This window comes from Streptomyces sp. NRRL S-350, from assembly GCF_000719705.1.
Taxonomy (GTDB): Bacteria; Actinomycetota; Actinomycetes; order Streptomycetales; family Streptomycetaceae; genus Kitasatospora.
The window spans coordinates 19728-43133 of sequence record NZ_JOHO01000041.1 but is presented as its reverse complement, the minus strand read 5'-3'; the positions used below and the strand labels follow the sequence as shown (position 1 = coordinate 43133).

At 73.7% G+C, this 23406-nt stretch carries 21 protein-coding genes and 1 riboswitch; of the genes, 11 read left to right on the top strand and 10 right to left on the bottom strand.

What is annotated here, in order from left to right; genetic code table 11:
* Positions 1 to 27: 27 nt before the first annotated feature.
* Entirely contained in the window at positions 28 to 1359 is a 1332-nt protein-coding gene (locus IF30_RS0128440; protein WP_030243736.1) for an alanine racemase, read from the bottom strand.
* Positions 1360 to 1697: 338 nt separating this feature from the next.
* Between IF30_RS0128440 and IF30_RS0128435 the strand changes: the two genes are divergently transcribed.
* The 4 genes from IF30_RS0128435 (at position 1698) to IF30_RS0128420 (ending at position 5005) form a co-directional block, all read left to right on the top strand.
* Positions 1698 to 2924 (top strand): sugar kinase, encoded by a 1227-nt coding sequence (locus IF30_RS0128435; protein ID WP_078891785.1) that lies wholly within the window; start codon positions 1698 to 1700, stop codon positions 2922 to 2924.
* A gap of 31 nt (positions 2925 to 2955) precedes the next feature.
* Positions 2956 to 3705 carry an IclR family transcriptional regulator gene (locus IF30_RS0128430; RefSeq protein ID WP_030243732.1) on the top strand — a complete coding sequence of 250 codons (750 nt, stop codon included), beginning with the start codon at positions 2956 to 2958 and terminating at the stop codon, positions 3703 to 3705.
* A gap of 35 nt (positions 3706 to 3740) precedes the next feature.
* The gene (locus IF30_RS0128425; RefSeq protein WP_030243731.1) at positions 3741 to 4151 is read left to right on the top strand and encodes a RidA family protein; all 411 of its coding nucleotides are present in this window, start codon (positions 3741 to 3743) and stop codon (positions 4149 to 4151) included.
* 134 nt (positions 4152 to 4285) lie between these two features.
* Complete coding sequence (locus tag IF30_RS0128420) at positions 4286 to 5005, top strand: DUF2470 domain-containing protein (protein WP_030243730.1); 720 nt, start codon at positions 4286 to 4288, stop codon at positions 5003 to 5005.
* 456 nt (positions 5006 to 5461) lie between these two features.
* Here the strand turns inward: IF30_RS0128420 and IF30_RS0128415 are convergent, their stop codons facing one another.
* Positions 5462 to 6448: a LysM peptidoglycan-binding domain-containing M23 family metallopeptidase gene (locus tag IF30_RS0128415; protein ID WP_030243727.1), complete on the bottom strand. Its 987-nt coding sequence runs from the start codon at positions 6446 to 6448 to the stop codon at positions 5462 to 5464.
* A gap of 2 nt (positions 6449 to 6450) precedes the next feature.
* A riboswitch (cyclic di-AMP (ydaO/yuaA leader) is annotated at positions 6451 to 6631 on the bottom strand.
* A gap of 372 nt (positions 6632 to 7003) precedes the next feature.
* Between IF30_RS0128415 and IF30_RS0128410 the strand changes: the two genes are divergently transcribed.
* Positions 7004 to 8479, top strand: coding sequence for an MFS transporter (locus IF30_RS0128410; RefSeq protein ID WP_078891791.1), 1476 nt, complete (start codon positions 7004 to 7006; stop codon positions 8477 to 8479).
* A 7-nt stretch (positions 8480 to 8486) separates the two neighbouring features.
* On the opposite strand, the gene purB is transcribed toward IF30_RS0128410, so the two are convergent.
* From purB to IF30_RS0128390, 4 genes are all read right to left on the bottom strand, one after another.
* The gene (gene purB / locus IF30_RS0128405; RefSeq protein WP_199807942.1) at positions 8487 to 9926 is read right to left on the bottom strand and encodes an adenylosuccinate lyase; all 1440 of its coding nucleotides are present in this window, start codon (positions 9924 to 9926) and stop codon (positions 8487 to 8489) included.
* A gap of 160 nt (positions 9927 to 10086) precedes the next feature.
* On the bottom strand, positions 10087 to 10542 hold the full coding sequence (locus tag IF30_RS0128400) for a MarR family winged helix-turn-helix transcriptional regulator (protein ID WP_030243720.1): 456 nt from the start codon (positions 10540 to 10542) through the stop codon (positions 10087 to 10089).
* Positions 10543 to 10693: 151 nt separating this feature from the next.
* A complete protein-coding gene (locus IF30_RS0128395) occupies positions 10694 to 11110 on the bottom strand; it encodes a DUF3037 domain-containing protein (protein ID WP_051711381.1) in 417 nt (138 codons plus the stop codon).
* On the bottom strand, positions 11107 to 11862 hold the full coding sequence (locus IF30_RS0128390) for a HipA family kinase (protein ID WP_030243715.1): 756 nt from the start codon (positions 11860 to 11862) through the stop codon (positions 11107 to 11109). The genes IF30_RS0128395 and IF30_RS0128390 overlap by 4 nt, the downstream gene beginning before the upstream one ends.
* Before the next feature lie 252 nt (positions 11863 to 12114).
* On the opposite strand from IF30_RS0128390, the gene IF30_RS0128385 reads away from it, so the two are divergent.
* Positions 12115 to 13473, top strand: a complete 1359-nt coding sequence (locus tag IF30_RS0128385; RefSeq protein WP_030243713.1) for an NAD(P)/FAD-dependent oxidoreductase — start codon at positions 12115 to 12117, stop codon at positions 13471 to 13473.
* A gap of 75 nt (positions 13474 to 13548) precedes the next feature.
* On the opposite strand, the gene IF30_RS0128380 is transcribed toward IF30_RS0128385, so the two are convergent.
* Both IF30_RS0128380 and IF30_RS0128375 read right to left on the bottom strand, forming a co-directional pair.
* Entirely contained in the window at positions 13549 to 14739 is a 1191-nt protein-coding gene (locus IF30_RS0128380; RefSeq protein ID WP_234322876.1) for a GDSL-type esterase/lipase family protein, read from the bottom strand.
* A gap of 156 nt (positions 14740 to 14895) precedes the next feature.
* Entirely contained in the window at positions 14896 to 16233 is a 1338-nt protein-coding gene (locus IF30_RS0128375; RefSeq protein ID WP_037901475.1) for an aminotransferase class I/II-fold pyridoxal phosphate-dependent enzyme, read from the bottom strand.
* A gap of 34 nt (positions 16234 to 16267) precedes the next feature.
* Between IF30_RS0128375 and IF30_RS0128370 the strand changes: the two genes are divergently transcribed.
* The 5 genes from IF30_RS0128370 (at position 16268) to IF30_RS42085 (ending at position 20671) form a co-directional block, all read left to right on the top strand.
* The gene (locus tag IF30_RS0128370; RefSeq protein WP_030243709.1) at positions 16268 to 16939 is read left to right on the top strand and encodes a pyridoxamine 5'-phosphate oxidase family protein; all 672 of its coding nucleotides are present in this window, start codon (positions 16268 to 16270) and stop codon (positions 16937 to 16939) included.
* 14 nt (positions 16940 to 16953) lie between these two features.
* Positions 16954 to 17658 carry an FMN-binding negative transcriptional regulator gene (locus IF30_RS0128365; RefSeq protein ID WP_063752806.1) on the top strand — a complete coding sequence of 235 codons (705 nt, stop codon included), beginning with the start codon at positions 16954 to 16956 and terminating at the stop codon, positions 17656 to 17658.
* A 117-nt stretch (positions 17659 to 17775) separates the two neighbouring features.
* Complete coding sequence (locus IF30_RS0128360; RefSeq protein ID WP_030243706.1) at positions 17776 to 19188, top strand: sugar porter family MFS transporter; 1413 nt, start codon at positions 17776 to 17778, stop codon at positions 19186 to 19188.
* Positions 19189 to 19243: 55 nt separating this feature from the next.
* Positions 19244 to 19945, top strand: coding sequence for a dienelactone hydrolase family protein (locus IF30_RS0128355; RefSeq protein WP_030243704.1), 702 nt, complete (start codon positions 19244 to 19246; stop codon positions 19943 to 19945).
* 183 nt (positions 19946 to 20128) lie between these two features.
* On the top strand, positions 20129 to 20671 hold the full coding sequence (locus tag IF30_RS42085; protein WP_051711379.1) for an HAD domain-containing protein: 543 nt from the start codon (positions 20129 to 20131) through the stop codon (positions 20669 to 20671).
* Here the strand turns inward: IF30_RS42085 and IF30_RS0128345 are convergent.
* Positions 20649 to 21437, bottom strand: a complete 789-nt coding sequence (locus IF30_RS0128345; RefSeq protein ID WP_030243699.1) for a CPBP family intramembrane glutamic endopeptidase — start codon at positions 21435 to 21437, stop codon at positions 20649 to 20651. The genes IF30_RS42085 and IF30_RS0128345 overlap by 23 nt on opposite strands.
* A gap of 76 nt (positions 21438 to 21513) precedes the next feature.
* Positions 21514 to 23019, bottom strand: a complete 1506-nt coding sequence (locus IF30_RS0128340; protein WP_030243696.1) for a glutamate--cysteine ligase — start codon at positions 23017 to 23019, stop codon at positions 21514 to 21516.
* Positions 23020 to 23406 lie beyond the last annotated feature (387 nt).

Genomic DNA, 23406 nt, shown 5'->3' with positions numbered 1-23406 from the left:
CCACCCCGGCCGCCCCCGCCCCGGCCATCAGAAGAACGTCCTGACCAGACCGGTGATCTTCGGCTCGGCCGCGTCCGCCGAATCCAGCACCGGAACCGCCGTCCACTTGTCGAAGGCCGTGCACGGGTGCGACACCCCCAGGCGCAGCACCGCGCCGATCGGCGCGAGGTCGCCCGCGTCGCGCAGGAAGGCGTGCTGGTCGTTGAGCGCGGTGATCCGGGCCGCCGTGCCGGTCAAGCGGGCGCCGCCGCGCACCTGTTGCGGCTCGGGCAGGCCCTCGTCGAACGGCAGGTCGCGCTTGCCCGCGTCCAGCAGGGCGAGTTGCGGCTCGGGCCGGGAGATCACCCGGGCCCAGCCGTGCAGCGCACCGCGGAACTGCGCTTCGCCGCGGTTGCGGGCCAGCGGCGAGATGCCCCGGTAGAAGCCGTCGTCGTGGGCGATGTAGGCGCCCGAGCGGAGCACCACCAGGGTGTCCGGCAGGTCGGTCAACTCCTCGACCACCAGGTCGAAGTAGGCGCTTCCGCCGGCCGTGACCACGGGTGGCGCGTCGTCCGGGTAGGCGTTCGCGAGCCGCCCGTGGAGTCGGCCGAGGTCCTTGAGGTAGCCGCGCACGGCGGCGAGCCCTTCGGTGGAGGCGTCGTGGGCGAGGGCCCCTTCGTACCCGCCGATGCCGGCGAGGCGCAGTGTGGGGGCGCGCAGCACGGCGGCGGCGACCTCGACGGCGGTGTCCGGCCCGCGGGCGCCGGTCCGGCCGCCGGGGCCGCCGAGTTCGATCAGCACCTCGACCGGCCGCTCGGCCCCGGCGACGCGCAGTGCCTCGTCCATCAGCCGCACGCTCTCGGTGGAGTCGACCCAGGAGACGAAGGCGAAGCGCGGGTCGGCGGCCAGTTCGTCGGCGAGCCAGGCCAGTCCGGCCGGGTCGAGCAGGGTGTTGGCGAGCAGGATCCGCTGCACGCCGAAGGCCCGGGCGACGCGCACCTGGGGGAGGTTGGCGAGGGTGATGCCGTGGCTTCCGGCGTCGAGCTGCGCCTGCCAGAGGGCCGGTGCCATGGTGGTCTTGCCGTGTGGGGTGAGGGCGACGCCCGCCTTGGCGCACCAGTCGGCCATGGTGCGGATGTTGTGGTCGAGCGCGGCGCCGTCGAGGGTGAGCAGCGGGGTGCCGAGCGAGGAGAGGGTCGGGCTGGTGGCCAGCCACTCCCGCACGGTGCGGATCGTGGGGGTGCCGTCCGGCCGTCCGGCGGGGGGAGGCGGAGAGGGCGCGGCCTTGAACCGCCAGTCCAGCGGTTCGTCGGCCAGGGCCGCCACCGCGTCGGCGTCGATGCCCGGGCCGGTACCGCTGCTTGCGAAGGTCTGCTCCACGGTCTTCCTCCATCCGCCGCGTTGCACCGTGCGGCGCGTTGCAACATGCGCAACGAGGGTTGCACATGTTGGCAGCACGGTTCTAGCATCGGCGCCGGACCACGGTCAACGGAACCCGACCATGCTCCGAGGCTCCGGCTCGCACCCGACGGGCTCGGACCGTCCGTGCCGACGGTGTTGCCGCACCCCGGCATGGTCGACGCACGACCGACGCCGCTGCCGCACCCCGGCATGGTCGACCCACGACCGACGCCGCTGCCGCACCCCGGCCGGTCGGCGCACGGCCGACGGAGTCGGCCCGCTCTCGACGGAACGGCCGCAGACGAGGAGCCCCGCACATGCCGCGACAGGACGCCCAGGGCCCGGCCCGACCCGGCCCTCCCCCGACGGCCGTGTGCGTGGGCGAGTCGATGGCCGTCCTGCTGCCGGACCGCCCCGGCCCGCTGGAGGCGGTGGAGAACTTCCGGCTCGCGGTCGGCGGCGCCGAGTCCAACGTGGCCGGCGCGCTGGCCGCACTCGGCGTGCGGACCGCCTGGATCAGCCGGGTCGGCGACGACGGCTTCGGCCGCCGGCTGCTCGCGGAGGTCGCCGCCCGCGGCGTGGACGTCTCGGCCGTCACGGTCGATCCGCACCGCCCGACCGGCCTCTACTTCAAGGAGGTCGGCGGCACCACCGGCCACCCCCACGATCCGGGCCCCGGCCGCAGCCGGCTGCACTACCACCGGCGCGGCTCCGCGGCCGCCGCGCTCTCCCCCGCCGTGCTCGCCGATCCGGGCGCCGCCGCGCTGCTCTCCGGCGCCCGGCTGCTGCACCTGTCCGGCATCACCGCCGCGCTCTCCGACGACTGTCTGGCGCTGCTGCGCGCCCTGCTCGCCCAGCGCCGTCCGGACCGGCTGGTCAGCTTCGACCTCAACTGGCGCCCTGCGCTCTGGCGGGACCGCGACCCGGCCGTGCTGCCGCCGCTGCTGGACGCCGCCGACCTGCTGCTGCTCGGCGCCGACGAGGCGCAGGCCGCCTTCGGCACCGACGACCCGGCCGCTCTGCGCCGACGCTTCCCCTCCCCCGCCACGCTGGTGGTGAAGGACGCCGCCCGGCACGTCACCGCCGTGGAGCGGGACGGCCGGGCGGTCACCGAGCCGGCCCTCGCGGTCGAGGTGGTGGAGGCCACCGGCGCGGGCGACGCCTTCGCGGCCGGCTACCTGGCCGGCACCCTCCGGGGCCTGGACCAGCGCCGCCGGCTGCGGCTCGGCCACCTGAGCGCCGCCTGCGCGCTGACCGCCCACGGCGACCAGGCCGAGTTGCCTCCGGCCGCCGTGGTGGCCGCGCTGCTCGACGCCTCCGCCGCGCACTGGGCGGCCACCCGGGTCACCCCGGACGGCATCACCGGCCCAGCCCTGCGCACCGACGGCATGCATCCGGTCGACCGGCCGCCACCCACCGGCCGCACCCGACCCGCCGACGGGACGCGCCCCGCCGATCCCCCTCCCTCCACCGACCGCCCTCCGTCCAGGGACCGCACGCCGCCCTCCGACCACACGCCGTCCACCGACCGGGCCCCCCGATGAGCGGGATCCCCAGCCCCCGAAGCGGAGCACGATGAGCCAGACCGTCAGCCGCGCCCTGCGCATCCTCGCCGAGCTCGGCGAGGGCGAACGCTCCCTCGACCAGCTCGCCGAGGTGCTCGGTGTCCACAAGACGACCGTGCTCCGGCTGCTCCAGAGCCTCGAGGAGGAACGGTTCGTCTACCGTGACGCGGCCTACCGCTACCACCTGGGCGCCGGCCTCTTCGCCCTCTCCGGCCTGGCCCTGGAACAGCGCGGCATCCGCCGGATCGCCGCCCCGCACCTGGCCGAGCTGAACGCCGCCACCGGCCAGACCGTGCACCTGGCCGCGTACGAGGGCGGCGAGGTGGTCTACATCGACAAGTTCGACTCCCGGCACCCGGTGCGGATGTACTCCCGGATCGGTCTGCGCGCCGCCCTGCACAGCGCCGCCGTCTCCAAGGTGCTGCTGGCCGACCTCCCGCTGCCGGAGCGCCGCCGGGTGGTGGCCGGAATCGACTTCACCCCGCACACCGAGCGCACCCTCACCTCGCCGGAGGCGCTGCTCGCGGAGCTGGAGAAGGTCGCGGCCCAGGGCTGGGCGCAGGACCACGCCGAGCACGAGGCCTTCATCAACTGCGTGGCCGCGCCGATCCGGGACGCCGGCGGCCGGGTCGTCGCCGCCGCCTCGATCTCCGTCCCGGACGTCGTCCTCCGGTACGAGCAGGTGCTGGACCTCCTACCCCAGCTGCTCGCCACCACCCGGGCCGTCTCGGCCGACTGCGGCCTCCCCGAGCACAACTGACGATCCATCACCGACCGTAAGGAATTCCGCACCCCATGTCCTCCGAAAAGATCGAGATCCGCACCGACGGCGCCCCCGCCCCGGCCTGGACGTTCTCCCAGGGCGTCCGCAAGGGCCCGATCCTGCAGGTCTCCGGCCAGGGCCCGCAGGACCCGGCGACCGGCGAGTACCTCCACCACGGCGACGTGAGGGCGCAGACGCGACGCACCCTGGAGAACGTCAAGGCCGTCGTGGAGGCCGGCGGCGCCACCATCGGGGACGTGGTGATGTTCCGCGTCTACCTCACCAAGCGCGCCGACTTCCCGCTGATGAACGAGGTCTACGCCGAGTTCATCGAGGAGAACATCGAGCCCGGCGGCGTGAAGCCCTGCCGCACCACCGTCTTCGTGGAGCTTCCGCAGGAGCCGATGCTGGTCGAGATCGACGCCCAGGCCGTCGTCGCCTGACGCCCTCCGACCCGCCCGGCGGGGCCCGGACGCCGCCCCGCGTCCGGGCCCCCGGCACGTCCGGGACGCCTGCTTGCCAGGCCCCGAACACGGACATTAGGTTAGCCTCACCTAACCAGATGGAGGTCCGTTCCATGAGCCTGCCCACCGGCGACACCGAGGTCCCCGAGCCCACCACCGCCGAACGGATCCACAGCCTGCTCGGCGCGACCTCCTCGCTCACCGTCCGCACCCTGGGCGAGCAGCACGACCTCGACACCCCGGTCTCCGTCCACGGCTCCCACCTGCGGTTGCGCGCCCCGCTGGACGCCCCGCTCACCGCGGCCGCCGCCCACGCCGCCGACGGCCTCGCCGCCGTCCTCGACGTCACCGACGTCTCCCCGGTCGCCGTCCGCGACCGCATCCGCGCCCGGCTCACCCTGGCCGGCCGGCTGCACCTCGCCCACCTCGCCGCCGACGGCCTCGGCGTCCACCTGCGCGTGGACGTCGCCCACGCCGTCCTCGCCACCCCCTACGGCACCGGCGCGATCACCGCCGCCGACCTCGCCCTCGCCGCCCCGGACCCGCTGGCCCGCCACGAGGCCGCGCTGCTCACCCACCTTGCCGACGACCACGCCGACGCCCTGGACGTCCTCACCCGCCTGCTCGACCCGGCGCTGCTCGCCCGCACCCCGGCCGTCCGCCCGCTCGCGCTGGACCGCCACGGCCTGGTGCTGCGCCTGGACCACCCGGACGGCCACCGCGATGTCCGCCTGGCCTTCCCCGAACCGGCCCGCGACACCGAGGACTTCGGCCACCGGATGCACCACCTGCTGTCCGCCGCCCGGTCCGGCCAGCCCGTCCACCGCGGCTGAACCGGGTTCACCGCCCGACGGCGCGCTCCGGCGCGATCCGCCCCTCCCGCGCGAACGACACCTTTCCGCCACCGCCCGAAGCCGACCTCCCCGAAGCCGACCTCCCGAACAAAGCCGGCCTCCCGACAAGGCCGACCTCCCGAACAAGGCCGACCTCCCGACAAGCCGGTCTCCTGCCAAAGCCGGCCTCCCGCCTACCAGGGAGCGGCAGAGCCGAGCGGACGCCCCGTTCGAGCAGCGGCGAGCGCCCCGCGAACTCCCCCGGCCGGCCCCGGAAACGGCAGTGGCCGGCCCGGCTCGTGAGGGAGGTTGGTCCCACGAGCCGGGCCGGCCTGGGCGTGTCCCGCGCCCATGTCCGCCGTACGGCGATCACCCGGTCGAGCGGTCACCCGACATGACCATCCCGGAGGATCGATTCGCTCCGCAGCAGCGGTGGTTCCTGAAGCCCCGGAGGGGTCAGAGCGCGACGCCGTGCGCGCGCAGGTAGGCGACCGGGTCGATGTCCGAGCCGTACTCCGGACCGGTGCGGATCTCGAAGTGCAGGTGCGGGCCGGTCACGTTGCCGGTGGCGCCGGAGAGGCCGATCTGCTGGCCGACGGTGACGGTCTGACCGATCTTCACGCCGATCGAGGACAGGTGCGCGTACTGGGCGTACTTGCCGTCGGCGAGCTTGATCTCGACCTCGTTGCCGTAGGCGCCGCCGTTGCCGGCCTTGACCACGACGCCGTTGGCGATCGCGCGCAGCGGGGTGCCGGTGGCGGCGATGAAGTCCTGGCCGGTGTGGTGGCCGGAGGCCCACATCGAGCCGGCCACGCCGTAGGCCTCGCCGAGCTTCGGGTTGGCCAGCGGGGCGACGTAGCCGGAGGTGGCGGCGACCGGAGCGGCCGTCACGGCCTGGGCCGGAGCGGCGGTCTGCACCTGGGTCTGCACCTGGGCGGCCGGCTTGGCGGCCTCGGTCTTGACCTGGACCTGGGCCTGCGGCTTGGCGGCCGCGGCCTGGGTGACCGGCGCGGCCGGCGCGGCGGGCTTCGCCGGGGCGGCGTCCGCGGACGGCGCGGCGGCGTGGCCGGCGATCGCGAGCTGCTGGCCCGGGAAGATCAGGTTCGGGTTGGCGCCGACGACCGAGCGGTTCTGCTCGAACAGCGCCTGCCAGCCGCCGTCGACGTGCTTGACGTCGGCGATCTTGGACAGGGTGTCGCCGCTGACGACCCGGTAGGTCTCGTGCGAGGCGGGCGCGGCGGGTGCGGCGGCCTGGGCGGCCGGCTTGGCCTCGGCACCGGCGGCGGCGTGGGCGACCGGGGCGGTGTGGACGGCCGGGGCGGTGTGGGCCTGGGCGCTCACCGCGGTCACGAGCGGGAGGACGAAGGAGACACCGGTGACGGCGGTGGCGATGCCGATACGGGCGGCGCGGGGCAGGACGATACGACGAGCCTGTGCAGGCATGGGTTTTTCCTCTCCGACGCCTGCGAGGTGAGCTGTCGGGTTCGGGCTGGAGTTGCCCGGCCGCATGCGCGGCTTCACCCCTAGCCGGCCCTGGACGCCCGCGCCCTGAGGCGCGAACTCCGGTCCGGCGACTTACCTGTGGGTCCCCCGCTCCTGCCGTGCAGAGTTCAGTTCGAACCACCGGGCAGCGGCAGGACTCGGCGTTCCACCCGGCGGATCCGTCCGGACTGGCCGGGCGGTCGCTGAACTAAAACCCATCCGTTCGGGTGAAGCAATGTCGATCTCTTGAACGGACAACCACCTCCGCCCACCCGGTGACCGTCCGGATACCCCAGCACACGGTGCGTACACAATCCATTCACCCCGCGCCACTGATCCACGACCCTGCGCCGACCACCACGACACTGTGTGACTGTGCACTCACGCACCGCACGGGACCGACACACCCACCGGTGACCCTTGTCACGTGCGCCCCACGGGGCGGAGGATCAGGCCGTGGCCACCTCCGAGGCCGGCACCCTGCGCCTGGGCACCGCGCAGGGTCGCTGGGTACTAATGGCGACCGTGCTCGGCTCCAGCATGGCGATGCTCGACGGCACCGTGGTGAACGTCGCCCTGCCCCGCATCGGCACCGACCTCGGCGCCTCCCTGGCGTCCCTGCAATGGACCCTGAACGCCTATCTGCTCACCCTGGCGGGCCTGATCCTGCTCGGCGGCGCGCTCGGCGACCGGTACGGCCGGCGCCGGGTCTTCCTGATCGGCGTGGTCTGGTTCGCCGCCGCCTCCGCGACCTGCGCCGCCGCACCGAACATCCAGGTGTTGATCGCCGCCCGCGCCGTCCAGGGCATCGGCGGCGCCCTGCTCACCCCCGGCTCGCTCGCCATGCTCCAGGCGGTATTCCACCCTGACGACCGTTCGGCCGCGGTCGGCCTGTGGTCCGGCCTCGGCGGGGTGTCGGCCGCGATCGGCCCCTTCGTCGGCGGCTGGCTGGTCGACGGCCCCGGCTGGCGCTGGATCTTCCTGCTGAACCTGCCGCTCGCCGCCGCCGTGATCGCGGTCACCACCCGGTCCGTGCCGGAGAGCCGGGACGAGAGCGCCTCCGGCCGCTTCGACGTGCCCGGCGCGGTGCTCGCCGCCCTGGCCCTCGGCGCGATCACCTACGCGCTGACCGCCGCCGGGGAGGGCGTCTCCGCCGCCGTCTTGGTCAGCGGGGTGACGGGCGTGCTGCTCGGCGTCGCCTTCGTGGTCGTCGAACGGCGCGCGGCCGAACCGATGCTGCCGCTCGGCCTGTTCTCCTCCCGGCTGTTCACCGCGGTGAACCTGGTCACCCTGTGCGTGTACGCGGCGTTCAGCGGCGTCTTCTTCCTGCTGGTGGTGCAGCTGCAGATCGTCGCCGGCTTCTCGCCGCTGGTCTCGGGCTTCGCCCTGGTGCCGATCACGGTGCTGATGCTGGCCCTGTCTGCCCGCGCCGGGCGCCTCGGCAAGCGGATCGGCCCGAGGATCCCGCTCACCGTCGGCCCGCTGGTGTGCGCCGCCGGGGTGCTGCTGATGCTGCGCACCGGCCCGGGGTCCTCGTACTGGACGGACGTGCTGCCCGCCGTCACGGTGATGGGCTGCGGCATGACGCTGCTGGTCGCGCCGCTGACGGCGACCGTGCTGGCCGCCGTCGAGGTCCGGCACGCGGGCATCGCCAGCGGCGTCAACAACGCCGCCGCCCGCGCGGCCGGCCTGCTCGCGGTGGCCGCCCTCCCGGCGCTGGCCGGGCTGAGCGGCGACGCCTACCGGGTGCCGTCCGCGGTCGACTCCGCCTTCCACACGGCGATGCTGATCTGCGCGGGCCTGCTGGCCGGCGGCGGCCTGATCGCCTTCGCCACCGTCCGGGGCAACGTCCTGGCCCCGGCGGACCACCAGGTCGCCGAGCCGGACTGCGAGTGGAACTGCGGCACCACCCCGCCGCTCGACCCGGGCCACGTCCACACGCACGGGGGCCCCGCCGCCGGTCCGGCGGCGGGGCCCCCGCCCGAAAGCTGACCCGACGTCAGAGGATGTCGCCGGGCGCGTACTTGGCGGCCTCCGGGTAGGCGGCCGCGACGGCCTCCACCCGGCGGACCACCTCGGCGACCTGGGCGCCGGCCGCGCCGGTGAAGGAGAGCCGGTCGGCCAGCAGCGCGTCGAGCGCGGCCCGGTCCAGCGGGATCCGCCCGTCCGCGGCCAGGCGGTCCAGCAGCTCGTTCTCCCGGGCGCCGGCGCGCATCGCCAGCGCGGAGGCGACGGCGTGCTCCTTGATGACCTCGTGGCCGGTCTCCCGGCCGACACCGGCACGCACCGCGCCCATCAGCACCTTGGTGGTGGCGAGGAACGGCAGGTAGCGGTCCAGCTCGGCCTCGACCACGGCGGGGAAGGCGCCGAACTCGTCGAGGACGGTCAGGAAGGTCTCCAGCAGGCCGTCGAAGGCGAAGAAGGCGTCCGGCAGCGCGACCCGGCGCACGACCGAGCAGGAGACGTCGCCCTCGTTCCACTGGTCGCCGGCCAGCTCGCCGGTCATCGAGGCGTAGCCGCGCAGGATGACGGCCAGGCCGTTGACGCGCTCGCAGGAGCGGGTGTTCATCTTGTGCGGCATCGCGGAGGAGCCGACCTGGCCCTCCTTGAAGCCCTCCGTGACCAGCTCGTGGCCGGCCATCAGGCGGATGGTCTTGGCCAGGCTGGACGGCGCGGCGGCCAGCTGGACGAGGGCGGTGAGCACCTCGAAGTCCAGCGAGCGCGGGTAGACCTGGCCGACGCTGGTCAGCACGTTCTCGAAGCCGAGGTGCCCGGCGACCCGCTGCTCCAGCTCGGCCAGCTTCGCGGTGTCACCGCCGAGCAGGTCCAGCATGTCCTGGGCGGTGCCGACGGGGCCCTTGATCCCGCGCAGCGGGTAGCGGGCGATCAGCTCCTCCAGCCGGCGGAACGCGACCAGCAGCTCGTCGGCGATCGACGCGAAGCGCTTGCCGAGGGTGGTGGCCTGGGCGGCCACGTTGTGCGAGCGGCCGGCCATGACCAGCTCGGAGTGCTGGGCGGCCAGCTTGGCCAGGCGCACCAGCACGGCCACCGTGCGGTCCCGCACGTGCTCCAGCGACTGGCGGATCTGCAGCTGCTCGACGTTCTCGGTCAGGTCCCGGGAGGTCATCCCCTTGTGGATCTGCTCGTGGCCCGCGAGCTCGCTGAACTCCTCGATCCGGGCCTTCACGTCATGGCGGGTGACCCGCTCGCGGGCGGCGATCGAGCCGAGGTCGACCTGGTCGATCACCCGCTCGTAGTCGGCGACGGCGTTCGCCGGCACCTCGACGCCGAGGTCCTGCTGGGCCTTCAGGACGGCGAGCCACAGGTGGCGCTCAAGGACCACCTTGTGCTCGGGGGACCACAGCTGGGCCAGGGTCGCCGAGGCGTACCGGGAGGCCAGGACATTGGGGATCTGGGGCTTCGCGCTCACGCTTCGCAAGAGTAACAGCCGAGGTCACGCCGGACCTCGGCGGATGGGGCAGCCCGCCCGCGACCGCCCGCCGCACCACCCGCCCGACCACTCACCGAACCGCCCGCCGAGCCGCCCCGCCGAACCGCCCGCCGAACCGCTCGGGCGGACGGCACCGGCTGCACGGCTCCTACTGCGCGCCGCCCGTCCGGCCGGTCAGCACCGGCAGGACCTGCCCGCAGATCGAGTGCAAGGCGATCCGCTGCTCGTCCGTCATCGCGTGGAAGGCCTGGTGGGTGCGGGCCATCTCGCCGCGGATGTGGTTGAGGATCTCCCGGCCCTCGGCCGTGATCACCACGATCTTCACCCGGCGGTCACCTGCCGCCGCGGCGCGGTTGGCCAGGCCCAGCGACTCCAGCCGGTCCACGATCCCGGTGACGTTCGACGCGTCGCAGCCCAGCCGCCCGGCCAGCGCGCGCATCGGCACCGGCTCCTGCACCGCGCCCAGCGCCTTGGCCTGTGAGGAGGAGAGCCCGTGCCGGGCCGCGGCCGCCGCGAAGTCCTGGAAATACGCGGCGCCGACGGCGGCCAACGCCTCCATCAGCTCGGCGTTGGTCGGTACGGTCGTCGTCGCTGTCGAACCCATGGGGTCAGGGTACGACCAGGTGCTTCAGTAACTCAAGCTTTGACCGGGGCAACCGTCGGCGAGCCGCCTCACACCCCGGCCCCGCCGGCCCGCACCCGGACGTCCCGAACACCCGGGCCGCCACCCGCCCCGGCCGCACGGGACGGAACAGCTAGAGCACGAGCTGGTCGAACAACCGGCGCAGCTCCGCCTCCGGGTCGGCGGTCAGCCCGGTGTGCACCGGCCCGGGCTGGACGACCGCACTGCGCGGCGCGGTCAGCCAGCGGAACCGCTGCCCGGGGCTGTCCCCCGCCGCCGGACCGGCCTGCGGGCCGCCCCGGCAGACCGCCTCGATCCCGTGCAGCGCGCGCCGCACGCCGTGCACATCCACCACCGGGTCCAGCGCCAGCAGCCGCGCCTGGTCCAAGTGCGTCCGCGCCGCCAGGTGCGAACTCTGCCGGCAGTACAGCAGCACCCCGACGTTGACGCACTCGCCGCGCTCGACCCTCGGCACCGCGCGGATCACGGCGTACTCGTAGTCGTGCAGTTCGACGGTGGCCGGCAGCGCGGGCGTCGACGACTCGGTCATGCGGGCACCTCCGGCAGCCAGTCACGCGGACCGGCCAGTCGCTCGGTCAGCTGGGCACGGTACGCGGCGCGCACCTCGTCGGGCGAGTCGAAGCCGGGCTCGTCCTGCAGCCAGACCTCGGGGATGTGGGCCACCGCGCCCTCGATCGCCGCCTCCGCGAGCGGCGCGAGCGCCTTGTCCGCCGCCGCCAGGTCCGGCCCGGCGGCCAGCAGCGCATGGTCGGAGGCGTCGTACGGCCGGCGGATCCACCCGGCGGCGCCGGACCAGTTGTGGTGGAAGATCAGGCTCGCGCCGTGGTCGATCAGCCGCAGCCCGCCGGTCGCCACCAGCAGGTTGGGGTTGCGCCAGGACCGGTCCACGTTGCCGATCAGCGCGTCGAACCAGAGGACCTGGCCCGCGAGTTCGGAGTCCACCTCGAAGCAGAGCGGGTCGAAGTTGAGCGCGCCGCTGACGAAGGCCATCCCGAGGTTGGTCCCGCCACTGGCCCGCATCTGGTCCTGGATCTGCTGGTCCGGCTCGCTGCGCGCGAGCACCGGGTCCAGGTCGACGGTCACCAGCTCCGGCACCGGCAGCCCGAGCCGCCGGCCCAGTTCCCCGGCCAGCACCTCCGCCACCAGCGCCTTGCGCCCCTGCGCCGCGCCGACCCACTTCAGCGCGTAGAGCCGCCGATCGTCGGCTTCGACCAGGCCCGGCATCGAGCCGCCTTCTCGCAGTGGCGTCACGTACCGGATCGCCGTCACCTCGGGTAGCACGATCCACACCCTATCGGTGCCGCCGCCCCTCAGCTCCCGACCGCCCGACCGACCGACCGACCGACCGGGGCACCGCACCACCACCGCAGCACTGCCGCCGCCGCGCCACCGCAGCAGCAGCACGAACACCACAGGCCACACCTTCCCCTTCAGTCACTCCTACCTCATCCGCCCCACCCCGGTGGCAGCCTCCGCTGCTCCGTGCGAGTGTGGCGGACAGTAATCGGGACCTTCACGGCAAAGGGATGAGCGATGGAACGACCTCGGATCCTGATCGTGGGCGGTGGCTTCGCCGGCCTGGAGTGCGCCCGCCGCCTCGAACGCAAGCTCTCGCCCTCGGAGGCCGAGATCTCGCTGGTCACACCGTTCAGTTACCAGCTCTACCTCCCCCTCCTCCCCCACGTCGCCGCCGGCGTCCTCACCCCGCAGTCCGTGGCCGTCTCGCTGCGCCGCTCGCTGCGCCGCACCCACATCGTCCCCGGCGGCGCCATCGGCGTGGACCCGTCCTCCAAGGTGTGCGTCGTCCGGAAGATCACCGACGAGGTGGTCGCGTTGAAGTACGACGCCCTGGTGCTCGCCCCCGGCAGCGTCACCCGCACCTTCGACATCCCGGGCCTCACCGACTACGCCCGCGGCATGAAGACGCTCGCCGAGGCTGCCTACGTCCGCGACCACGTGATCGCCCAACTCGACCTCGCCTCGGCCACCCTGGACCAGCGGGAGCGCGAGTCCCGGCTCCAGTTCGTGGTGGTCGGCGGCGGCTACGCGGGCACCGAGACGGCCGCCTGCCTGCAGCGGCTGACCACCGCCGCCGCGCACCGCTACCCGCGCCTGGACGCGCGGCAGATCAAGTGGCACCTGATCGACATCGCCCCGAAGCTGATGCCGGAGCTCGGCGACCCGCTCGGCGAGGCCGCCCTCGAGGTGCTGCGGGAGCGCGGCATCGAGGTGTCCCTGGGTGTCTCGGTGGCCGAAGTCGGTGCCGAGTCGGTCAAGTTCACGGACGGCCGGGTGCTTCCCTGCCGCACGCTGATCTGGACCGCCGGTGTGGCCGCGAGCCCGCTGATCGGCACCCTGGACGCCGAGACGGTCCGCGGTCGGCTCGCGGTGACGGCGGAGATGCGGGTGCCGCAGTTCGAGGGGGTGTTCGCGCTCGGTGACGCCGCCGCCGTCCCCGACCTCGCCAAGGGTGACGGCGCGGTCTGCCCGCCGACCGCCCAGCACTCCGCCCGGCAGGGCCGCGCGGTGGCGAACAACGTGATCGCCTCGCTCCGGCACCAGCCTCTGGAGCCCTACTACCACAAGGACTTGGGCCTGGTGGTCGACCTCGGGGGCAAGGACGCGGTGTCCAAGCCGGTCGGCGTGGAGATGCGCGGGCTGCCCGCCCAGCTGGTGGCGCGCGGCTACCACCTGATGGCGATGCGCACCAACGTCGCCAAGTTCCGGGTGGGCGCCAACTGGCTGCTCAACGCGACCGCCGGGGACGACTTCGTCCGCACCGGCTTCCTCGCCCGCCAGCCCGCGCGCCTGCGCGACTTCGAGTACACCGACGCCTATCTGACGAAGGATCAGGTCCGGTCGCACGCCCAGTCCCTGCTCGCCAAGGGCTGACCGCTTCGGCGTTCGCCACCGACCACCACTTCGGCGCCCCCGCGGCCAAGGCTGCGGGGGCGCCGAAGCGCACGGTCACCGCGCGGTCAGGTACATCCCGCTCGCGTCCTGCCCAGCCGTGTTGTGGCAGGCGTAGTCGCCGCTCGGCCGGCCCCACAGCAGCGTCAGGCAGCGCCCGACCGCCTGCTGGCCGTAGTAGTCGGGGTGCATCGACTCCTGCAGCGCACCCTGCGTGGCGTTGAGCCCGCCGTCCAGGAACCGCGCCCACTCGCTGGTGGTCGCGGACGGGCCGGAGCTCGCGGTCGGCTGGCTGGTGGCCGTCGAGCACACCTCCCGGCCCTGCAGCATGTCCGACAGGTCCAGGAACTGCGCGCCCTTGGACGCGGCGACGCCCGCCAGCGCCTGGGAGATCTGCGGCACCATCGTGTCGCGGGCCCAGTCGGCGTCCCCGTCCCAGAACGGGCAGCCTCCGGTGCCGGAGCGGGTCCAGCCGCTCTCCGGGTACCGCATCTCGGCGCTGCGCGGGATCGGCGACGGGTAGGACTGCAGCACCAGGCGGTAGTCGGACCGCCCGTAGCCGGCGTCGGCCATGACCGCGCGGATCTCGTCGATCGCCTTGCCGACGCCGGCCATCGCCGTGGGCATCTTCGAGTCGATCGAGGACTGCGCGGAGTCGTGGCAGTACGAGTACCAGATCAGGTAGTCCTGCACGCAGCTGGAGATGACGTCCGCGAAGCCCAGGTCGTTGCCGCCGATCGACAGGGTGATCAGCTTGACGTTGTTCTGCCGTGCCACGGTGGCGAGTTGGTCGGCCTGCGGGGCCTCGCCCTTGTACGCCTGGCCGCCGTTGGCGGCGCGGAAGACGTTCGCGGTGACGGCGCCCGAGCAGGCCAGGTCGATCTCGTTCTGGGCGCCGGTCGAGGCGCTGAGCACCTCGGCGACGTCCGAGCGGTCGCAGCCGCTCGCGGCGGTGGCGCCGTAGACCCGCGAGGGGTCGTACGAACTGCCGGTCCAGGCCCGGTCGGTGCCGTTGCGGCTGCCGCTGGTGCCGGCCGCGTTGCCCTTCCAGCGGCCGGCCTCGCCGGAGATGTAGCTGTCGCCGAGGGTGACGCTGGCGGTGGGCCCCGCGGGCACGGCGGCCGCGGCGTGCGTCGGCGCGGCGACGGCCAGGCCCGCTACGGCCAGGGGGAGGGCGGCGGCTGCGGTGAGCAGCCGTCGGCCGAGTGGAGGCGCGCTGCGGGTGATGCTCGAACGGTTTTCGGGCACGGCGGAACTCCTGCGGCTCGGTCTCCCCGTGGTGTGGGGAACGGGAAGACGCGTAAGTGAGGGTGGGCCGCCGGCCGGTGGCGCGAAGAAGATGACATGCCCGCGCTTGTTACCGCTAGGTACCTGCAGCAGGTTTCCACTTCGTTACCGTCGGGTTCAGACCAGCCGCGACCCCGTTCCGCCCGCCCCCAGCACTGCCGCCAGGTCCTGTGCCAGCTCCCGCGCCTGCGCCGCCTCCAGCTGCGCCGTGGTGATCCGCAGCCCGGGCGGCGACTGGATCCGGTACCGCGCGCCGGGCGCCACGACCCAGCCGCGCTGCACCAGCGCCGCCAGCGCCGAGGTCTCGTCCGGCACCGGCACCCAGACGTTCAGCCCGCTCTCCCCGTGCGCCTCGATCCCGCGCGCCGCCAGCTCGCCCAGCAGTGCGTCGCGCCGGGCCCGGTAGGCGGCCGCCACCCGCGCGACCGGCGCCGCGTCGCCGCGCCACAGCTCGGCGACGGTGCGCTGCAGCAGGTGGCTGACCCAGCCCGCGCCCAGCCGCAGCCGGCCGGTCACCCGGCCGATCGTCTCCGCGTCGCCGACGGCCACCGAGAGCCGCAGGTCCGGCCCGTACGCCTTGGCCGCCGACCGCACCACCGCCCAGTGCCGGACACCGGCCCCGACCAGCGAGTGGTAGGGCTGGTCGACCATGCCGTGCCCGTGGTCGTCCTCGATCAGCAGCACCTCGGGGTGCCCGGCCAGCACGGCCTTCAGCGCCTCGGCCCGCCGCGCGGTGAGCGCCGCACCGGTCGGGTTCTGCGCCCGGCTGGTGACCACCACCGCCCGGACGCCCTCGGCCAGCGCCGTGGCGAGCGCGTCCGGCAGCGGGCCCTCGTCGTCCAGCCGGACGGGCACCTGCTTCAGGCCCATCGCGGGCAGCAGGTCGAGCAGGCTGCCCCAGCCGGGGTCCTCGACGGCCACGGCGTCCCCGGGGCGCAGCCGGGCGCCGAGGATGCGCTCGATGGTGTCGAGCGAGCCGGAGGCGACGGCGACCGGGCCGCCGGGCAGGCCGTCGGCCTCGAAGGAGGCGCGGGCGAGCGCGAGCAGCCCGGGGTCGACGGCCGGGTGCCCGTAGAGCACGGGCTCGGCGCGGGCGGCCTCGGCGGCGGCCGCGAGGGCGGGGCCGAGGTCGGGCAGCAGCGCCGGATCGGGGTTGCCGGCCGACAGGTCCCGGGCGTGCGGGGGGACGGGGATGCGGATCTGGTCGCGCGGGGTGAGCGCGGGCCTGGGGAGGATCCGGCTGCCCTTGCGGCCGGCCGTCTCGATGACGCCGCGGTCGCGGAGCAGGCGGTAGGCGGCGGCGACGGTGTTGGGGTTGACGCCCAGTTCGGCGGCGAGGTCGCGCAGCGGGGGCAGCGCGGTTCCGGGGGCGAGCATTCCGCTGCTCACGCCCTGTTCGATGTGCGCCGCGATTTCGCTGGCGCGTCGCCCGGTCAGCGGATAGTCTCCTAGCACAAACATAATTATGCACTAGTACATAGAGGATGTCATGTCAGACACCCCGGAAGGCTCGCCGACCTACTCCCGCACCCCCAGGACCACCCCCACCCGCTACAAGGACCGGGCCACCTGGGAGCAGGAGGCGATCCACGCCATCCTCGACAGCGCCTACATCTGCCACCTCGGCTTCGTCGCCGACGGCGCCCCCGTCGTCCTGCCGACGATCTACGCCCGGGTCGGCAGCCGGCTCTACGTCCACGGCTCCACCGGCAGCCGCCCGCTGCGCGCCGCCTCCGGCGCGGAGGGCATGCCGGTCTGCGTCACCGTCACCCAGGTCGACGCGCTGGTGCTGACCAAGTCCGCGTTCAACCACTCGGTGAACTTCCGCTCGGTCGTCGCCCACGGCACCGCCCACCAGGTCACCGACCCCGAGGAGCTGGACATCGCGCTGGCGGCCCTGGTCGACCACGCGGTACCCGGCCGCTCCGCCGAGGTCCGACCGGCCAACGCCAAGGAACTCGCCGCCACCGCCGTCATCCGGCTGGAGCTGGACGAGGTCTCGGCCAAGACCCGCGCCGACAACGCCGAGGACGAGCCGGAGGACGTCGACCTGCCGCACTGGTCCGGCCTGATCCCGGTCACCACCGTGCACGGCACCCCCCTGCCGCACCCCGGCACCACCGTCCCGCTCCCCGCGCACCTGCGCGGCTACCCCCACTGACGAGGAGCGCACCGATGCTGATCAGGTCATGGGACCGCGGCGACGAGGACGAGTGGCGCGCCTGGCTGGCCGAAGGCCGCGACTTCGGCCTGCTCGCCGCCAACGGCGGCCCCGGCGAGGGCCCGGTACTCGTCCCGACGCACTTCCTGCTGGACGCCGAGCGCGGCGAGGTCCTGCTCCACCTCGCCGCGCCCAACCCGCTGCTGGCCGCCGTCCGGGCCGACCCGCAGGTCACCCTCGCGGTCACCGACGGCTACGCCTTCGCCCCCGGCCACTGGCGCGGCGCACCGGGCACGCCCACCAGCTACTACGCCTCCGTCCACTTCCACTGCACCGCCGAGGTCGTGGAGTCCGCCGCCGGCAAGGCCGAGATCCTCAACCGCCAGCTCGCGCACTTCCAGCCGGAGACTCCCGAGGTCCGCGTGATGCCGGGCGTCGGCGAGCTGGCCCGTCAGCTGCCCGGTCTGCGCGGGCTCCGGCTGACCGTGAACGAGGTGCGGGCCAAGTTCAAGTACGACGACAAGAAGCCCGCCGAGGCACAGTTCGGGATCGCCGACCGACTCGCCGAGCGCGCCGACGGCCGCGGGCGCGGCCGCGACCAGTACGCCGCCGCGCGCACCCAGTTGCTCCGCCGCCACCGCCGGCGCACCGCCGGGCCCGGCACCACCGCCCCGAGCGCGGCCGCACCCGGCACCGCCACCCCGACCGCGGCCGGCTGACTCCGCGTCACCCGATCGGCCCTCAACACGGGCAGGTCGGCCCCGGCGCTGCTCGAATGTGAGACGAGCCCTGCCCACTCGGCGCCAGAGCGGGCCCGTCCACCCCCGGGAGCACATGTGTCCTCAGTCAGCAGCCAACAGGCGTCCGGCGAGGCCCACCTGGGCCATGTGGTGTTCATCTCGGCGGCCGCCGCCATGGGCGGCTTCCTGTTCGGCTACGACAGCGCCGTGATCAACGGCGCGGTGACGGGCATCCAGAAGCACTTCGGGGTGGGCCACGGCACCACGGCCTTCGTGGTGGCCATCGCGCTGCTCGGCTCGGCGGCCGGGGCGGTGGTCGCCGGCCGGCTCGCCGACCACTTCGGCCGGGTGCGCACGATGCTGCTGGCCGCCGTCCTGTTCGCGGCCAGCGGCATCGGCTCGATGTTCCCGCCGAACATCGAGGTCCTCGCGGTCTGGCGGGTGATCGGCGGCATCGCGATCGGCATCGCCTCGGTGATCGCACCCACCTACATCGCCGAGGTCGCGCCGACCGCCTACCGCGGGCGGCTCGCGTCCTTCCAGCAGATGGCGATCGTGCTCGGCATCACCGTCTCCCAGCTCGCCAACTACGCGCTCAACCAGGCCGCGGGCGGCGAGTCCACCAACCACCTCGGCGGCATCCAGGCGTGGCAGTGGATGCTCGGCGTCGAGACCGTCCCCGCCCTGGTGTACGGGCTGATGGCGCTCTCCATCCCGGAGTCGCCGCGCTTCCTGATCGCCGACCACCGCGAGGCGCAGGCCCGCCGGGTGCTGGTCGAGGTGGAGGGCGAGGGCGTGGACCTGGACCTCCGGGTGGCGGAGATCCGCGCCGTGCTGGAGTCCTCGCGCAAGCCCCGGCTCAAGGACCTGCTCGGCGGCCGCTTCGGCCTGCTGCCGATCGTCTGGGTGGGCATCGGCGCCTCGGTGTTCCAGCAGTTCGTCGGCATCAACGTGATCTTCTACTACTCGTCCCTGCTCTGGCAGTCGGTCGGCATCAACGAGTCCAACTCCCTGCTGATCAGCCTCTCCACCTCGATCATCAACGTGATCGGCACGGTGATCGCGATGACCCTGGTGGACCGGATCGGCCGCAAGCCGCTCGCCCTGGCCGGATCGGCCGGCATGGCGGCCGCGCTCGGCACCGCCGCCTGGGCGTTCTCCTACCGCAACGGCACCGGCGACACCGCCACCCTGGACAACACCCACGCCACGGTCGCCCTGGTCGCCGCGCACGTCTTCGTGCTCTGCTTCGCCTTCTCCTGGGGCGTCGTGGTCTGGGTCCTGCTCGGCGAGATGTTCCCCAACCGGATCCGCGCGCTGGCCCTGTCGGTCGCCGCCTCGGCCCAGTGGATCGCCAACTGGGCGATCACCGTCAGCTTCCCGGACCTCGCCGACTGGAACCTCTCGGCGACGTACGCCATCTACGCGGCCTTCGCGCTGCTGTCCATCCCGTTCGTGGCCTTCTGCATCAGGGAGACCAAGGGCCGCGCACTGGAGGAGATGGGCTGACCGGGACGCCCGACCGAACCCCGCCGCACGCGGCCCGACCCATCGAGAGGAAGCCATGCCTGACCAGGGCGGCTCCCGGCAGAACGTCACCTTCCCGAGCAACGGCCGTACCGCGCACGGGTACCTGGCCCGCCCGCCGCAGGGCGCGGGGCCGGGCCTGGTGGTGGTGCAGGAGTGGTGGGGGCTCACCTCGCACGTCGCCACCATGGCCGACCGCTTCGCCGCCGAGGGCTTCACCGTCCTTGCTCCCGACCTGTTCGGCGGCGCCACCACCCACGACCGGGCCGAGGCCGCGCGGCTCAAGCGCGAGCTCCCGGTCGGGCAGGCCGTCGAGGACCTCTCCGGGGCGGTCGACCACCTGCTCGCACTGGACGGCGTGGTCGGCGACGCCGTCGGCACGGTCGGCTTCTGCATGGGCGGCGGCTTCGCCCTGCTGCTGGCCGCCCGGGCCGGCGACAAGGTGGCCGCCGCGGTGCCCTTCTACGGCCTCCCGCCCGACCCGGACTTCGACTACCGCGGGCTGACGGCCCACGTCCTCGGCCACTTCGGCGAGTCGGACCGCTCGATCCCGATGGCCGCCGTGGACGAGGCGGCGATCCGGATCGGCGAGGCCACGGACGTCCGTCCCGAGATCCACTTCTACCCGGCCGGGCACGCCTTCATGAACGACGAGAACCTGCTCGGCACCTACGACCCCCTGCAGGCCCGGATCGCCTGGCGCCGCACCCTCACCTTCCTCCGGGGCCACCTCGGCTGACGGTGCCCTGTCCGGCCTGACCGAGCCGAAGGAGCACCACCGACGCACCGGTGCACGTCATCGCGCCGCCGTCCGCCCCGTGAGCGCCCTGTGCGCCCCGCGTGCGCCCGCCGCAGCGCAACCAGCGGTACGGGTGGTTCGTCCGAAGAGACAGCACACACCACCGCCTTTGGGGGGCCACCGGTGCCGAAGCCACTGCTGTTCCTGGACGTCGACGGGGTGCTCAACCCGGTCTGTCCCCATCCGGACGCCGGGTTCGACACCCACACCCTGTTCGGCTACTCCGTCCTGCTCTCCGCCCGGCACGGCAGGTGGCTGCGCGAGCTCTCCGGGACGTACGACCTGGTCTGGGCCACCACCTGGGAGGAGCACGCCAACACCCACATCGCCCCGGCGATCGGCCTGGACCCGCTCCCGGTGGTGCGGTTCACCGGCTACGTCCCGCAGCCCGGAGACCCTCGCGTCCCGTTGATGGAGCTGTTCTCCGCCGCCAAATGGGCCCCGCTGCTGCGCTACGCCGACGGGCGCCCGTTCGCCTGGGTGGACGACGTCATCCCCGGCCGGCTCGTCCGGACGTCGCTCTGGCGCCGCGACCGCCTCCTGCTGCCGATCGATCCCGGCCAGGGCCTGGAGCGCCGGCACGTCGACCGGCTGCTCGCCCGCCCGCCGCGCGGCCAGGCGCTCCCGTCCGGGCGGTCCGCGCTCAGGGGGTCGGCAGCCAACTGACGTGGCCCGCGAGCAGCGCGTATCCGACGAAGGCCACCGTGTCGATCAGCGCGTGCGCCGCCACCAGCGGCATCACCCGGCCCCACCGCCGGTAGAGCAGGCAGAACACCACCCCCATCACCGTGTTGCCGACCAGCCCGCCGACCCCCTGGTACAGGTGGTACGAACCGCGCAGCACCGAGCCGGCCACCACCGCCGCCGGCCAGGACCACCCCGACTGCCCCAGCCGGCGCAGCAGGTAGCCGAGGACGACGACCTCCTCCAGGATGGCGTTCTGCCAGGCGGACAGCACCAGCACCGGCACCCGCCACCAGACGTCCGGCAGCCCGGACGGCGCCACCGTCAGGTTGTACCCGGCCGCCTGCGAGGCCAGGTACAGCGCCAGCCCCGTCCCGCCGATCGCGGCGGCGACGGCGGCGCCCCGGCCGAGGTCCCGCAGCTTCTGCCCGAGGTCGAAGCCCAGGACCCGCAGCGAGACGCCCTCGCGCACCAGCAGGTAGCCGACCAGCACCACCGGCATCAAGCCGCGCCCGATGTAGTACAGCTGCCACACCAGGTCCAGCCAGGGCCGCCCGGGCGCCCGCGAGCCGTTCAGCATGGCGACCTGCCGGCCGAGCGCGAGCGGTTCGGTGAGCGAGCCCGCGAAGCTGATCAGCGCGCTGATCCCGCTTGCGCCGAGCGACAGGCCGAGGACGATCAGCAGTTCCGCGCCGAGTAGGCGGCGGGTGGGCTGGTCGGTCTCCGGCGAGGTCGGAACGGTGGTCACGGGGGCTCCAGCGGGCGGGCGGTCGTTCCGGCCGTCGGCCGACCGCCGGGGCGATCATCCTGACACAGCGGCCCGGCTAGCCGACCGGCCAGGTGTGCACCGGCTCTCCGGTGCGCATGTGCTCGGCGTAGCGCCGGGTCATCGCCGCGAGCGCGGCCGGCCGGTCCATCCCGTACTGCTCGCGCAGCCGGTGGAAGGTCGCGCTCTGCCAGGCCGCGCCGTTGGTGCGGCGCAGGCAGCGCTGCTCGATGATGCCCAGGTAGCGGTCCCGGTCGGCGGGTTCCACGCCCCACTCGTCGAGGCCCTGGTAGGCCAGCGGCAGCAGCTCGCCCAGCACCAGGTCCACGGCGGAGACCGTCTGCAGTCCGCCGCCGCGCCCGGCCCGGCCGGGGCGGGGCCACTGGAGGACGGCGTCGATGCCGTAGCGGGCGCCCTGCCGGAAGTTCTCGTCGGCACGCTCGAACGGCAGCCTCGTCCAGATCGGCCGGGGCTGTTCGGCGAGCACCCGCACCAGCCCGTAGTAGAAGGCGGCGTTGGCCAGCGTGTCGGCCACGGTCGGGCCGGCCGGCAGCGCGCGGTTCTCCACCCGCAGGTGCGCGACGCCGCCGGAGACGTCGTAGATCGGCCGGTTCCAGCGGTAGATGGTGCCGTTGTGCAGCCGCATCTCGGCGAGCTTGGGCGCGCCGCCGGAGGCCAGCACCTTGAGCGGGTCCTCGTCGTCGCAGATCGGCAGCAGCGCCGGGAAGTACCGCAGGTTCTCCTCGAACAGGTCGTACACCGAGTCCACCCAGCGCTCGCCGAACCAGGTGATCGGGCGCACGCCCTGGGCCTTGAGCTCCGCCGAACGGGTGTCGCAGGCCTGCTGGAAGAGCACCGGGCGGGTCTCCCGCCACAGCTCCCGGCCGAACAGGAAGGGGGAGTTCGCGCCGAGTGCGAGCTGCGGCCCGCAGAGTGCCTGGGCGGCGTTCCAGACCGAGGAGAAGCGCTCCGGGGTCACCTGGAGGTGCAGTTGCAGCGAGGTGGCGGCGGCCTCGGCGACCATGGTGACGGATTCCAACTGGAGATGTTCGACGCCCTCGATGTCCAGCGCGATCTCCTCTCCCCGGGCGGCCAGGATCTGGTCGCTGAGCAGGGTGTACCGCTGGTTGTGGCTCATCGAGTCGAGCCCGGTGTGGGCGTGCTCGAGGGTCGGCAGGATGCCCACCATGACGATCCGTGCCCCGGCCTCGGCGGCCCGCCGGTCGGCGTAGCGCAGCCCGGTGTCGATCTCCTCGCGCAGTTCTTCGAAGACGTGCCCGCCGAGCCGGTGGGGTGTGATGTTCACCTCGATGTTGAACTTGCCCAGCTCGGTCTGGAAGTCGCTGGAGCCGATCGAGCTCAGCACCTGCGCGTTGTTCAGGGCCGGCAGGCCCTGTTCGTCGGCCAGGTTGAGCTCGATCTCCAGTCCCATCACCGCCCGCGGCCGGTCGAAGCGGTCCTCCCGCAGCATCCGTCCCAGCACGTCGAGACAGGTCTGGAGCTTGCGCCGGTACAGCTGCCGGTCCGCCAGATCCGCCCGAGTCGCCACGACTTTCTCGCCCACGGTCCCCTCCTCCTGACTGAGCCACCCCGTCGAGCCACCCGGCCGACCGACCGTGCCAGCATCATGCCCACCTCGAAGATCGATACCCGATCACTCGGAATGGCTTGTAATGCAAGGGAACTGACGGAGAATCAGTGGAACTGCAGACTTGCTCGGCGCCACCGCCTGTGATAAACAGGTCACCCTGCGCATCCGTTCGACGGAATTCGCACAGCGCTCCGGCCGGTCCGCTCCCGCCTCGAAGCCCCTCGTCGACGGCGGGGCCCGCGCCGGCACCGCGATCCTGCACAACCGGACACGGCCAGGCCCCCGTCACCGAGGACGCGCCGCGCCACGCCGGTATGCCGCACTCGCACGCCGATCTCGCTTGGAGAGGCGGACCCCGCC

Coding starts and splice junctions, on each gene's coding strand:
- IF30_RS0128370 (WP_030243709.1), top strand. CDS start 16,268: ATGTCAGACACCCCGGAAGGCTCGCCGACCTACTCCCGCACCCCCAGG.
- IF30_RS0128385 (WP_030243713.1), top strand. CDS start 12,115: ATGGAACGACCTCGGATCCTGATCGTGGGCGGTGGCTTCGCCGGCCTG.
- IF30_RS0128365 (WP_063752806.1), top strand. CDS start 16,954: ATGCTGATCAGGTCATGGGACCGCGGCGACGAGGACGAGTGGCGCGCC.
- IF30_RS0128395 (WP_051711381.1), bottom strand. CDS start 11,110: ATGACCGAGTCGTCGACGCCCGCGCTGCCGGCCACCGTCGAACTGCAC.
- IF30_RS0128410 (WP_078891791.1), top strand. CDS start 7,004: ATGGCGACCGTGCTCGGCTCCAGCATGGCGATGCTCGACGGCACCGTG.
- IF30_RS0128415 (WP_030243727.1), bottom strand. CDS start 6,448: ATGCCTGCACAGGCTCGTCGTATCGTCCTGCCCCGCGCCGCCCGTATC.
- IF30_RS0128435 (WP_078891785.1), top strand. CDS start 1,698: ATGCCGCGACAGGACGCCCAGGGCCCGGCCCGACCCGGCCCTCCCCCG.
- IF30_RS0128430 (WP_030243732.1), top strand. CDS start 2,956: ATGAGCCAGACCGTCAGCCGCGCCCTGCGCATCCTCGCCGAGCTCGGC.
- IF30_RS0128355 (WP_030243704.1), top strand. CDS start 19,244: ATGCCTGACCAGGGCGGCTCCCGGCAGAACGTCACCTTCCCGAGCAAC.
- IF30_RS0128425 (WP_030243731.1), top strand. CDS start 3,741: ATGTCCTCCGAAAAGATCGAGATCCGCACCGACGGCGCCCCCGCCCCG.
- IF30_RS0128400 (WP_030243720.1), bottom strand. CDS start 10,542: ATGGGTTCGACAGCGACGACGACCGTACCGACCAACGCCGAGCTGATG.
- IF30_RS0128420 (WP_030243730.1), top strand. CDS start 4,286: ATGAGCCTGCCCACCGGCGACACCGAGGTCCCCGAGCCCACCACCGCC.